11 protein-coding genes are annotated in these 12,036 nt (G+C 73.1%); 6 read left to right on the top strand and 5 right to left on the bottom strand.

What is annotated here, in order from left to right; all coding sequences use genetic code 11:
* Positions 1–44 precede the first annotated feature (44 nt).
* From AC0VX6_RS13855 to AC0VX6_RS13870, 4 genes are all read left to right on the top strand, one after another.
* The gene (locus tag AC0VX6_RS13855; RefSeq protein WP_274977940.1) at positions 45–950 is read left to right on the top strand and encodes a 5-dehydro-4-deoxyglucarate dehydratase; all 906 of its coding nucleotides are present in this window, start codon (positions 45–47) and stop codon (positions 948–950) included.
* 2 nt (positions 951–952) lie between these two features.
* Positions 953–2,041 carry a mandelate racemase/muconate lactonizing enzyme family protein gene (locus AC0VX6_RS13860; protein WP_475469060.1) on the top strand — a complete coding sequence of 363 codons (1,089 nt, stop codon included), beginning with the start codon at positions 953–955 and terminating at the stop codon, positions 2,039–2,041.
* A gap of 259 nt (positions 2,042–2,300) precedes the next feature.
* Positions 2,301–2,678 carry a DUF2784 domain-containing protein gene (locus AC0VX6_RS13865; RefSeq protein ID WP_274977942.1) on the top strand — a complete coding sequence of 126 codons (378 nt, stop codon included), beginning with the start codon at positions 2,301–2,303 and terminating at the stop codon, positions 2,676–2,678.
* Positions 2,679–2,814: 136 nt separating this feature from the next.
* Positions 2,815–3,702, top strand: coding sequence for a DUF2268 domain-containing putative Zn-dependent protease (locus AC0VX6_RS13870; protein ID WP_274977943.1), 888 nt, complete (start codon positions 2,815–2,817; stop codon positions 3,700–3,702).
* 38 nt (positions 3,703–3,740) lie between these two features.
* Here the strand turns inward: AC0VX6_RS13870 and AC0VX6_RS13875 are convergent, their stop codons facing one another.
* The 5 genes from AC0VX6_RS13875 to AC0VX6_RS13895 all read right to left on the bottom strand — a co-directional run bounded on the left by AC0VX6_RS13875 (position 3,741) and on the right by AC0VX6_RS13895 (position 9,756).
* On the bottom strand, positions 3,741–4,772 hold the full coding sequence (locus tag AC0VX6_RS13875) for a LacI family DNA-binding transcriptional regulator (protein ID WP_274977944.1): 1,032 nt from the start codon (positions 4,770–4,772) through the stop codon (positions 3,741–3,743).
* 67 nt (positions 4,773–4,839) lie between these two features.
* Entirely contained in the window at positions 4,840–5,793 is a 954-nt protein-coding gene (locus AC0VX6_RS13880) for an NAD-dependent epimerase/dehydratase family protein (RefSeq protein ID WP_274977945.1), read from the bottom strand.
* 518 nt (positions 5,794–6,311) lie between these two features.
* Complete coding sequence (locus AC0VX6_RS13885; RefSeq protein WP_475469063.1) at positions 6,312–7,280, bottom strand: DUF6807 domain-containing protein; 969 nt, start codon at positions 7,278–7,280, stop codon at positions 6,312–6,314.
* Complete coding sequence (locus AC0VX6_RS13890) at positions 7,277–8,449, bottom strand: Gfo/Idh/MocA family protein (RefSeq protein ID WP_475469065.1); 1,173 nt, start codon at positions 8,447–8,449, stop codon at positions 7,277–7,279. Before AC0VX6_RS13890 ends, AC0VX6_RS13885 begins: the two co-directional genes overlap by 4 nt.
* Positions 8,449–9,756, bottom strand: a complete 1,308-nt coding sequence (locus AC0VX6_RS13895; RefSeq protein WP_475469066.1) for a Gfo/Idh/MocA family oxidoreductase — start codon at positions 9,754–9,756, stop codon at positions 8,449–8,451. Before AC0VX6_RS13895 ends, AC0VX6_RS13890 begins: the two co-directional genes overlap by 1 nt.
* Before the next feature lie 433 nt (positions 9,757–10,189).
* On the opposite strand from AC0VX6_RS13895, the gene AC0VX6_RS13900 reads away from it, so the two are divergent.
* A complete protein-coding gene (locus AC0VX6_RS13900; RefSeq protein ID WP_274977949.1) occupies positions 10,190–11,161 on the top strand; it encodes a carbohydrate ABC transporter permease in 972 nt (323 codons plus the stop codon).
* The gene (locus tag AC0VX6_RS13905; protein WP_248770397.1) at positions 11,151–12,026 is read left to right on the top strand and encodes a carbohydrate ABC transporter permease; all 876 of its coding nucleotides are present in this window, start codon (positions 11,151–11,153) and stop codon (positions 12,024–12,026) included. Before AC0VX6_RS13900 ends, AC0VX6_RS13905 begins: the two co-directional genes overlap by 11 nt.
* Positions 12,027–12,036 lie beyond the last annotated feature (10 nt).

Here is a 12,036-nt window from a genome sequence, read left to right on the forward strand (position 1 = left end):
GGGCGCACGCGCGCCCCCGGTCCCCCCGAGCTCAAGGAGCGAGTTTGAACTTCGACGGAATCCTCTTCTTCCCCCTGACCCCCTTCGACTCCGAAGGAGGAGTCAACGAGGACGTGCTGGCCGAGCACGTCGCCTCGGGCGTGGAGCACGGCGCGGGCGGGGTGTTCGCGGCCTGCGGCACCGGTGAGGTGCACGCCCTGTCGGCCGCCGAGCACGCCGCGGTGGTGCGGCGGTCGGTGGAGGCCACCGCGGGCCGCGTGCCGGTGGTGGCCGGTGCGGGCGGCAGCGTGGGCACCGCCATCGAGCAGGCCCGCGCGGCCCGCGAACTGGGCGCGGACGCGATCCTGCTGCTGCCGCCCTACCTGGTGGGCGCGCCGCAGTCGGGGCTGGTGGACTACGTGCGCACCGTGGTCGCGGCCTCCGACATCCCGGTGGTGGTCTACCAGCGCGGGTCGATGGTGTTCACCCCCCAGAGCGCGGCGGAGCTGGCCGCGATCCCGCAGGTGGTGGGGATCAAGGACGGGGTGGGCGATCTGGGCCGGATGCACCAGATCGTGATGGCGGTGCGCGACCTGCGCGGCGAGGAGTTCACCTTCTTCAACGGCCTGCCCACGGCGGAGCTGACCGTGGCGGCCTACCGGTCGGTGGGCGTGCCGCTGTACTCCTCGGCGGCGTTCGCGTTCGTGCCCGAGGTGGCCGACGCCTTCTACCGCGCCTTCCACTCCGGTGACGCGCTGGCCGACACCCTGATGCACGAGTTCTTCGAGCCGCTGGTGCGGCTGCGCGACCGGACGCCCGGGTACGCGGTGTCGCTGGTCAAGGCGGGCGCCCGGCTGCGCGGGGTGGACATGGGCGGGGTGCGCGCCCCGTTCAGCGACCCCACCGCCGAGGAGGAGGCCGAGCTGGCCGAGCTGATCGAGACCGGCCTGTCCCTGGTCAAGGAGGGCTGAACGTGCGCGTCACCGAGGTCGGCGCCCGGGCCTTCCGGCTGCCGCTGCACCGGTCCTGGGACGGGGGCGTGGACCGCAACGACGTCGTGGTGGTGCGGGTGGCCACCGACGCCGGTCTGGTCGGCACGGGGTTCGCGTGGACCCCGCTGATCGGGGCCCGGGCGGTGGCCGCGCTGGTAAACGACGACCTGCGGCCCGCGCTGGTGGGCGCCGAGGCCCATCCGGCCCGGTGGGACGAGCTGCGCTGGCACCTGCGCGAGGCGGGCACCAGCGGGCTCACCCTGATGGCGCTGGCGGGGGTGGACATCGCCCTGTGGGACCTGCGCGCCCGCGCGGCCGAGTCGAGCCTGGTGGACCTGGTGGGTCGGCGCCGCGAGTCGGCGCCGGCCTACGGCAGCGGGGTCAACCTGGACTACTCCCTGCCCGACCTGGTGGAACAGGTGCGCGGCTGGGTGGAGGCCGGGCACGTCGCCGCCAAGATCAAGGTCGGCTCGCCCGACCCGGCCCGGGACGCCGAGCGGGTGGGCGCGGTGCGCGGGGTGCTGGGCCCGGACCGGCTGCTGATGGTGGACGCCAACCAGCGCTGGGACGTGCCCGGGGCGGTCCGGGCGCTGGACGCGCTGGAGGAGTTCGGCCCGCACTTCGTGGAGGAGCCCCTCCCGGCCGAGGACCTGGAGGCGCACGCCCGCCTGCGCGGGCGCACGCGGGTGCCCTTCGCCGTGGGTGAGAACCTGCGCACGGTCGCCGAGTTCGAGCGGGCCGTGGAGCTGGGGGTGTGCGACGTCGCCCAGCCCAACGTGGTGCGGGTGGGCGGCATCACCCCGTTCCTGCGGATCGCGGAGTCGATGGCGCGCCGCGGCGTGCCGGTGGCTCCGCACCTGTTGCCCGAGCTGTCGGGGCAGCTGGCGCTGTGCCTGCCCCGGGTGGCCATGGTCGAGGACATCGACCGGGCCTCCTTCGCCGCGCTGGGAGCGTTGGCCCGCCCCAGCGGGGTGGAGTTCGACCGGGGCCGGGTGCGCGCCGACACCGGCCGCGGCCACGGCCTGGTGTTCGCCGACACGCTCACACCGGTCGCGGACGCTTCCCCCTAGCACCGGGTCGCGACCGGAAAAGGGGCCGGGACGCCCCGTGGCGGTGGCGTCCCGGCCCCTTCGCGTCCTCCCCGGCGGGGCGGAGGGCAGGGCCGCGGGGCGGCCCGCGGCGGGGCTCCGGCCCCGCGGCCGCCGGCGGGCGGTTCCGCGACCTCCCGCTGTCGGGCGGGAGGGAGGGAGGGCACAAGAGTAGGGGTACTCAGGGGGACCGGGTGCGCGTACCGATGTAGGCGGGACGGCCCGGTCCTAGGTTCGGGACATGACCTCCCTCCTGGTGGGCCACGCCGCGGCGGCCCTACACTTCGGTTTCCTCGCCTTCGTCGTGTTCGGCGGTGCGCTGGCCTGGCGCTGGCCCCGCATGTTCTGGGTGCACCTGGCGGTGGCCGCCTACGCCCTGGGCATCGTCATCGTCGACTGGCCGTGCTTCCTGACCGAGATCGAGAACTGGTCGCGGTCGCGCACCGGGCGGCCGGTGATGGAGAACGGCTTCATCGACTTCTACCTGACCGGGAACCTCTATCCGCCCGAGCACCTGCTCACCTCGCGCCTGGTCATGGCCGGGATCGTGGCGTTGACCTGGGCGGTCGCCGGGTGGCTGGTCCTGCGCCGCCGTGCGGCGCGGCGGGTCGGGGTGTGAGCGGTCGACTTGCGCGTCGGCACCGGCCGGGCGGCGGACCGAACGGCGTGGGGCGTGGCGCGGCGGCGGCCCCCGGGAGCGGGTCCGGCGGGAGAGGTTGACCTTGACGCTGCGTCAACCCCTAGCGTCCGTGGGCATGACGATCACCGTTCCCGACACCCTCTCCTCCATGCGGCGCGTCCTGCTGGCCCCGGCCGCCGACCGCCCCGACCTGCTGCGCTCGATGCTCGAACCCGTCCGGGGCATGTACCGCTACTTCCCCGGTGAGGTGGACCCGGCCGACATGCACCGGCGGTCGTTCGGGTTCCCCCTGGACCGCGACGAACAGCGCTGCCTCGACGCGCTGGAGACGCTGGCGGCCGCCGGGGCCTGGGAGCGCCTGCGGCGCGCGCTCGACGGGGCGCTGTCCGCGCTGCTGGCGGCGACCCCGGATCTGGAGGTCCCCGACATCACCGTGCTGTTCGTGCTCGGGGACCCCGGCGACGACCACTTCACCGGTCCCTGCCTCGGCGTGTCCGGCAACGGCGGGCTGTCGGGTTACATCGTGATCACCCTGTGGCCCTTCCCCGAGAACGTGGCGCGGCTGGAGGCCACCGCCGTGCACGAACTCCACCACAACCTGCGCTACGGGCCCGGCGGGGTGGTCTGGGACCCGGCGACCGTGACGGTCGGCGAGCACGTGGTCTCCGAGGGGCTGGCCGACGCGTTCGCCCGCGAACTGTACGGAGACGAACTCGGCCGCACCCGCATCGGTGTGCCGTCCCTGCGTGACGACGCGGTCTTCGACAAGGTCGTGTCCGGGCTCGGCGTGACCGGAATGGAGAACTTCACGGCCTGGGTGCACGGCGACGCCAGCGCGCGGCGCTTCGGCGCCGCCCCGGTGGGGCTGCCGACCGGGGCGGGGTACGCGGTCGGCAACAGGCTGGCGGACGCCTACCTGGCCGCGACGGGCCGGACCGCGGCGCAGGCCCTGCGGGACGGAAGCTCGCGGGTCATCGCCACCGCGCTCGGGCGCGAGGGCTGACCGCCGGGCTGCGGGCACGCTCGGCGCGCCCGCAGCCCTCAGCGGGTGGGCGGCGCGGTGCTCTCGCGCTCGACGACCTCGCCGCGCACGGTGACCACGCGGGGCTCGTCACTGGGCTCGCCGTCCAGGGCGAGCACCGCGGCGCGCTCGCCCATCTCCTCCAGCGGCAGGCGCACCGTGGTCAGGGCGGGGGTGAGGTCGCGCAGGGTGGGGATGTCGTCGAACCCGGCCACCGACAGGTCGGTGGGCACCCGCAGCCCCAGGTCGCGCAGCGCGGCCATCGCCCCCGTGGCCATGACGTCGTTGACGGCGAACAGGCAGGTGGCGTCGGTGCCCACCGCCATCAGGCGGCGGGTGGACTCGTAGCCGCCGTCGCGGGTGAAGGCGCCGTGCACCACGTTGTGGTGGGCCAGCTCCAGCCCCGCGCCCGAGAGCGCGGAGTGGAACCCGTCCAGGCGTTCGCGTGCGGTCTGGAGGTCGGTGGGCCCGGCCAGGATGGCGAACTCGCGGTGCCCCTGGGCGATGAGGTGGCGGGCCAGGTCGGAGGCCCCGGTGTGGTTGTCGGGGGTGACCGTGTCCGCGGGCAGGCCCTCCTGGGACACGCACGCCACCCGCCCGCCCTGGCGGCGGAACATGCGGATCTCCTCGGACAGGCGCCGGTTGCTCTCCTCGTCGGTGGAGCGCGAGCCGACCAGCACCACCGCGCGGGCCCGGTGCGCGCGCAGCGTGGCCAGGATGCGGCCCTCCTTCTGCGCGGAGCGGCTGGTGGTGCCCAGCACCAGGACCAGCCCCTGTTCCTCGGTGTGGCGGGTGACCCCCGCGGCGATCGAGGAGAAGTAGGGGTCGGAGATGTCGTGGACGAGCAGGCCGACCAGGGCGCTGCTGTTGCGGGCCAGGGTCTGGGCCGAGGCGTTGGCCAGGTAGCCGAGTTCGCGCGCGCTGGCGGTCACCTTGTCGCGCAGGCGCTGGCTGACCTGGCGTGTACTGCCGTTGATCACCCTGGACGCCGTGGCCAGGGACACCCCGGCGTGCTCGGCGACCTGTTCCAGTGTCACGTAACCGGACTCCACGCCGCTCCCTCTCCTGCCTCGGCCCATGGGAAAACTCTTTCCTACCCTAGCGGAGCCCTCGACCAGCTCACGGACGCTCTGACGCCCCACGCGCCCCGTCTGCCACGGAACCGTCCTCGAAGGCGGCCGCGCGGCTCTGCCCGGTGCGCAGCTGCGTGCGCCAGGTCCGTGAGGGGGCCCAGCCCAGCGCGGCGCGGGCCGCCTGGGAGGAGAAGACCGCGCGGCCGTCGGCCAGGGCGGCGGCCGCCGGGGCGGTGCCGGGGTGGTGCAGGGGCAGCAGGGCGTCGACGGGCACCTCGGACAGCGGGTCGGGGGCCATGGCGTTGAACACCTGGCCGCCGCTGACCTTGGCCGGGTTCTCGATGACCAGCGCGAACAGCTCGGCGGCGTCGCGGGCGTCGACGTAGTTGAACAGGGAGGTGGCGGCCAGGGCCGGGTCCGCCAGCCGCTCGGCCATGGTGTGCCCGAGCTGGGTGGGCGCGCCCTCCCACTCCTCGGGGGCCACGACGTAGCCCGGGCGCACGCACGACAGGACGCAGGTGGCGGAGGTGCGTGCCAGGGCGCGCACGGTGTCCTCGATGATCGCCTTGCTCAGCCCGTAGGCGTGCCAGGGCGTGACCGGGTGGGCCTCGTCCAGCGGCAGGTAGCGGGGCGCCCAGGAGGGGGTGTTGTACCCGTACACGGTGGGGCTGGAGGCGGCCACCGCCGAGTGGGCGCCGTGGGCGACGGCGGCGGAGAGCACCGCCCAGGCCAGGCCGGTGTTGACCTGGAGGGTCTCCACGTCGGGGCGGGCGAAGGGCACGGCGATCCCGGCCAGGTGGACGACGGCCTCGGGGCGGGCCCGGGTGAAGGCCGCCTCCAGGGCGTCCGGGTCCAGCAGGTCGGCGGTGACCGCGTCGACGCCCTCGGGCGGGTCGGTCGCGGCGGTGTCCACGGAGGTCACCTGGTGTCCGCGTGCGGCCAGGGTGGCCACGACGCTGCGGCCGAGCCGTCCGGAGCCGCCGGTGACGAGAACGCGCATGGGTGTTGTCTTCCTTCCCTAGCCCCCGGGTCCGGGGGGTTGTCCACAGGTCGTGCAGGGCACTGGTGCCGCCCCGCGCGGCGGTTCTAACGTTGATATCGGGGGGGGTCCCGGGCCCGCCCGCTTCGTGCTGCGCCCCTCGTGTCCGGGCCGCCCTTCCCCTCCTCCCGCCGGCCGTTCGCGGTCCCGTGTCCCACGCCGCCGGTCCGTGGACCGGGCCGTCGAGGACCGGTTCGCCGACGGCCGGGGCACCGACGGACCCCACCGGCGACCCCAGGACGCTGGCGGACCGGCCCGCGCCCCCGGGCCCTCCCGGGCACGGACCCCGGGGCGGCTGGCCGACCGAAAAGCTGGCGGACCGGCCGCAAACGGCGCCGGTGCGCTGGGAGGGGTCCGACCCTCGAACGACGCAGAAGGGGAAGGGAGCGGTGCGGTGGCCCTGCGCGGTCACCGCACCGGGGCGGTTCCCAGCCGGGCGGTTCCGACCTCGGCGGATTCCGACCAGGTCGGGCCCCGGGCTAGAACAGGTCCCGGGCGGCCTCGGCCAGGGCCTCCAGCTCCCCGGCCCCGTCGGCGCGCCCGTCGCGCACCGCCACGCGCAGCCGCCGCTCCAGGCGCCCGCCCTCGGGCAGGGGCAGCCGCGTGTCCCACGCCAGCGCGGGCCCCACCCCCGGGTAGTCCTCGGCCCGCAGGAACCACGGGTCGGTGTGCTCCCCGGGTTGGAGGAAGACCAGGGTCCACCCCCCGCCTCCGGCCTCGTCCGCGCCCGCCGCGTCGTCTTCGGCTCCGCCCCAGGCCGCGCCGCCACCCCGGGCACCACGGCCTCCGGCACCCTCTCCCGCAGCGGCACCAGCGGCCCCGGCGTCCTCACCGCCACCGCCGACCAGGGCCAGCCACTCCGCCCGCGAACCGTGCAGGGCCTTCTCGCCCTCCAGCCCGCCCGCTCCCACGACGGCGGGCGGGGTCGCGGCCACGGGCGCGCGCCAGAACAGGCCCCCGTAGCCAGCGCCGGGCCTGCCGTTGGTGGCGGGACTGCCGATGCTCAGGTCGCGCCCGGAGGTGTTGCGCAGCTGCGTGCGCACGTCCAGCACCCAGGTGCGCCCGTCCAGGCCCGCGGCCCGCACGGTGCGCTCCTCGCTCAGCATCTCGGCCCCGTCCGGGCCGGTCCACGACAGCGCCTCCACACGGCGGTCCGCGGCCAGCTCCAACCAGGACACGTGCCGCTGGCGGCCGTGGTTGTCCAGCAGCACCGACCCCCGGTCGCGGGTGAAGGTGCGCCCGCCCCAGAAGCTCACCCCCGACACGTCGGGCACGGCCACGCCCACCCCGAAGTGGTGCAGGTGGTCGGCGGGCCGCTCCTCGGTGACCGGCACCCCGGCGAGGGTGCGCACCGGGTGCAGGTAGGGCCGCGGCGACAGGGTCGGCTCGATGTCGGTCCCGTCCCTGAGGACGGCCAGGACGCAACCGTCCAGAGTCAGCGTGTTCACGGCGTGGCCTTCGCGTCGGTCGCTCCCGCCCGGGCCGCGGGGGACCAGGCGGGGTCGAGTTCGGAGAACAGCGCCAGGTGCTCGGCGCTGCGGTGGATGAGGGCGTCGATGCCGGGGACGATCCGGCGCACCCCCTCCTCAGTGCGGTACACGTGCTGCATGCCCGCGGGCAGCGCCACCGGGTCGGGCGCGGTGCGCACCGCTTCGAGCACGTGCATGAACGCCCGGGTGGCCCGGGGCGGCACCAGCAGCGGCCCGCCCCCGCGCACGTGTTCGACCAGGTTGGACATCAGGTGGGTGCGCGGGTGCGTGGTGGTGGCCGGGGGCCGGCCCGGCCGGTGCACGGTGACGCGGTCCAGCGTGTACTCGAACTCGATGCGCCCCAGGTCGCCGTGGACCACCAGGCGGGGCGGCAGGTGCTCGGGCGCGCACAGGGTCACCGCCAGGGTGATGGGCAGCCCGTCCGCGGTGCGCACGCGCACGCACGAGGTGTCGTCGGCCTCGATGGGGTGGGCGTGGAACATCTCCAGCTCCACGCCGCGCGGCGCCTCGGTCGCGGCTCCGGCCACGGCCAGCGCGGTGGCCAGGGCGTGGGCGAAGGGGTTGGTCAGCGCCCCGTCCACCACGTCGCGCCCCTGGAGGCGGCGGCGCCCCGCCCAGGGGGCGCGGTCGTAGTAGGCCGAGGTGCGCACCCACGTGCCCGTACCGCCGATGCCGCGCACGCGCCCCACCACGCCCTCGCGCACCAGGGTGCGCACGGCCTCCACGGCGGCCGACCCCAGGCTCTGGAAGCCCACCTGGCAGGCCAGCCCGGAGGCGTCCACGGCCGCGGTGAGCTCCTCGAACTCGGCCAGGGTCGCGGTGGTGGGCTTCTCCAGCAGCAGGTGGGAGCCGTGTTCCAGCGCGGTGCGGGCCAGGGGCAGGTGGGTGTGGATGGGCGTGGCCAGGACGGTGATCCGCGCGCCGGTGCTCTCGATCGCCTCGCCCAGGTCGGAGTGGCAGGGCAGCGCGCCGTGCCCCTCCAGGTCGTCGTCCTCGGCGACGGGGCGCTGGTCGCACACGCCCACGAGCCGGACCAGGCCGCTCTGCGCCAGTTCGCGCAGGGAGCGCAGGTGGGCGCGGCCGTGGCCGTGGACCCCGGCCAGCAGCACGGGCACGGGTTCGCCCATCAGCTGCCCCCGAGCAGGTCGGCGACGCGGACCGGCGCCCCCGAGGCAATGGAGGCGTTGGCCGCCAGCCCGGTGAGCAGGGCGTTGCCGCCGTCGGAGTGGTCGGGGCGGATGCCGTCGTCCTCGCCGCCGAACAGCGAGTCGAGCATGAGCTGGTCGCCGCCGCCGTGGGTGCCCTCGCCCACCGCCGCGGGGATCTCCTCGGGGGGCTGCCAGTGGCGGCGCAGCCACAGCCGCGCGCTGGTGTGCTCCTTGGGGGCGGGCATGCCGCGCACGGGCGTGGCCTCGTCCTGCTCGGGCGAGGTGTACTCGAACTCGGTCATGTCCAACTCAAGACGGCCCCGGCTGCCGGTGATCGCGATCCGGTAGCCCTCCCAGGGCGCGTAGGCGACCAGGTGGTAGGTCAGGCGCGCGCCGGTGTCGTAGCCGACCAGCACGGACATGTCGTCCTCGATGGTGATGCCGGGGCCGAAGACGTTGAGGTCGCGGCGGTAGCCGTCCTCGTGCTCGGCGTCCAGGTACAGAGCCCGCAGGTCGGCGCTGTCGTCCATGTGCAGGGCGAAGGGGTCGCTCTGGGCGGCGTCCTCGCCGTGGCCGCGCTCGTAGTCGGCGGCCAGGCCGTGGCGGCGGCCGTTGTCGTCGCCGTAGAAGAACAGCCTCCCCGACGCGAACACGTCGGTGGGGCGGGCGCCGATCCACCAGTTGACCAGGTCGAAGTGGTGGCTGGCCTTGTGCACGAGCAGGCCGCCGGACTGGGTCTTGTCGCGGTGCCAGCGGCGGAAGTAGTCGGCGCCGTGGCGCAGGTCCAGCAGCCACTCGAAGTGCACCGACCCGACCTCGCCGATCACCCCGGAGGAGATGAGGTCGCGCAGCTGGCGGTGGACGGGGTTGTAGCGGTAGTTGAAGCCGACGGTCACCCGCCCCCCGGTGCGCGCCTGGGCCTCGTTGATGCGCCGCAGCCCCTCCAGGTCGGCGGTCATGGGCTTCTCGGTGATGGCGTCGAGTCCGGCGTCCAGGGCTGCCACGACGTAGTCGGCGTGGGTGCGGTCGACGGTGCAGACGATGACCTCGTCGACCTTCTCCTCCTTGAGCATGCGGACGAAGTCGTCGGGGGAGTAGGTCGGCACGGCGTCGAGTCCGGCGTCGGTGACGATGCGGTTGTGCACGGCCATGCGGGTGCTGTTGGTGTCGCAGAGGGCGACCAGACGTCCCCGGTCCCGGTGGGTGCCGGTCAGGGCCCGGGTGTACATCCGGGCGCGGGATCCGGTGCCGACGATCGCGTACCTGCGTGGGGTGGTGTGGTTCACACAGGGCATGGTAAACGCTTTCCCATCTGGTCGACAAGGGTGTCGACCAAGACGTGTCCGAGCGTCCGCACTCCCGTGACGCACGACGGAGAGTGGCGCTATGACTTCGAAGGGTGGGATTTCTCGTGCGAACGAGCGCGAGACAGGAAAGCGCGCGGCAAGAACCGCGTCTCCCGGGCCGCCGGAAGCGTAACGATATGGGGCTTGGATCACAGTTTTCGGGAAATCTGCCGTTGACACCCATGTAACCCGGTGCTAGAAACTGAACATCTTAGTACGTGGATAGCGCTTACCAGAACATGTTCAGGCAGTTCAGCACGTGTTCTCGCCCACAGCGTACGCGTCTCCGAACGAGATTGGCAGTTTCCATGAATCCAGGACCGCACGCGCCCGCCAGCGCTCCGGCGGTGGCCCCACAGGAGGGTGGATCCCCGTGAGCGCCCTCCTGCAACGGCGGCCCGCCAAGGCCCCCGACGCCCCGGCCGGCGCCAAGCCGCGCCGCAGGGTCGGCAAGAGCCCGGCCCCTGGCAAGCGGCGGAACGAGAACCTCGCCGCCTACGGCTTCCTGGCCCCGTGGTTCGTCGGCCTGGTGCTCATCACCGCGGGCCCCCTCCTGGCCTCCCTGTACTTCTCCTTCACCGACTACAACCTCATCGGCGACTACGAGTGGGTCGGCCTGGAGAACTACCAGCGGATGTTCGACGATGAGCGCCTGCACAGCGCGCTCAGGGTCACGTTCGTCTACGTGTTCGTGTCGGTGCCGCTCCAGCTCGCCCTGGCCCTGGCCCTGGCGATGATCCTGGACCGCGGCGTGCGGGGCCTGCCCCTGTACCGGTCGGTGTACTACCTGCCCTCCCTGCTCGGCGGCAGCGTGGCCATCGCCATCCTGTGGCGCCAGGTCTTCGGCGCGGAGGGCCTGATCAACCAGGTGCTCGGCTTCTTCGGCATCCAGGGCGAGGGCTGGGTCTCCCACCCCGACTACGCGCTGGGCACCCTGATCGTGCTCAACGTGTGGACCTTCGGCGCACCCATGGTGATCTTCCTGGCGGGTCTGCGCCAGATCCCCGCCATGTACTACGAGGCCGCCTCGGTGGACGGTGCGGGCCCCCTGCGCCGCTTCTGGAACATCACCGTGCCGATGCTCACCCCGATCATCTTCTTCAACATGGTGCTGCAGTTCATCAACGCCTTCCAGACCTTCACCCAGGCGTTCGTGGTCAGCGGCGGCACCGGCGGCCCCTCGGACTCCACGCTCTTCTACACGCTCTACCTCTACCTGCGCGGCTTCGGCTCCTTCGACATGGGCTACGCCTCGGCGATGGCCTGGCTGCTGCTGCTGATCATCGGCGGGTTCACCGCGGTGAACTTCATCGCCTCCAAGTACTGGGTCTTCTATGGCGACTAAGACAATGCCCCCCGTGACCTCGCAGAAGCGCACGCGGGCCGAACGCACACGACGGCTGATCACGCACATCGGGCTCATCGCCTTCGGGCTGGTCATGCTCTACCCGCTGCTGTGGATGCTCTCCAGCTCGTTCAAGCCCACCGAGGAGATCTTCCGCGCTCCGGGCCTGATCCCCGAGACCTTCACCCCGGGCAACTACACCGAGGGGTGGAACGCCCTCCAGTTCCCGTTCCACCACTACCTGCTCAACTCGGCGATCGTGGTGGCCGGGGCGATCGTGGGCAACCTCATCGGCTGCTCGATGGCCGCCTACGCCTTCGCCCGGCTGGAGTTCCGCGGCAAGCGGCTGTTCTTCGCCGTCATGATGGCCACGATCATGCTGCCGATCCACGTCGTGATCGTGCCGCAGTACATCCTCTTCGCCGAGCTGGACTGGATCAACACCTTCCTGCCGCTGATCGTGCCCAAGCTGCTGGCCACGGACGGGTTCTTCATCTTCCTCATGGTGCAGTTCATCCGCGGACTGCCCCGCGACCTGGACGAGGCGGCGCGCATCGACGGCTGCGGCCACGTGCGCATCTTCTTCCAGATCATCATGCCGCTGTCCCTGCCGGCCCTGGCCACCAGCGCGATCTTCACCTTCATCTGGACCTGGAACGACTTCTTCAGCCAGCTGATCTTCCTCACCGACCCGTCGATGTACACCGTCCCCGTCGCCCTGCGCACCTTCGTCGACTCGACCTCGCAGACCTCCTGGGGTCCGCTGTTCGCCATGTCGATCGTCGCCCTGGGCCCCGTCTTCGGTTTCTTCCTCGCGGGTCAGCGATACCTCGTCAAGGGCATCGCCACCACCGGAATCAAGTAGTCGAAGGGAA

Source organism: Nocardiopsis sp. iso_25 (assembly GCF_056173305.1).

Bases quoted from the DNA above. Each gene is read 5' to 3' on its own strand.
- AC0VX6_RS13905 (WP_248770397.1), top strand. From the start codon at position 11,151: ATGGCGACTAAGACAATGCCCCCCGTGACCTCGCAGAAGCGCACGCGG.
- AC0VX6_RS13880 (WP_274977945.1), bottom strand. From the start codon at position 5,793: ATGCGCGTTCTCGTCACCGGCGGCTCCGGACGGCTCGGCCGCAGCGTC.
- AC0VX6_RS13890 (WP_475469065.1), bottom strand. From the start codon at position 8,449: ATGGGCGAACCCGTGCCCGTGCTGCTGGCCGGGGTCCACGGCCACGGC.
- AC0VX6_RS13865 (WP_274977942.1), top strand. From the start codon at position 2,301: ATGACCTCCCTCCTGGTGGGCCACGCCGCGGCGGCCCTACACTTCGGT.
- AC0VX6_RS13870 (WP_274977943.1), top strand. From the start codon at position 2,815: ATGACGATCACCGTTCCCGACACCCTCTCCTCCATGCGGCGCGTCCTG.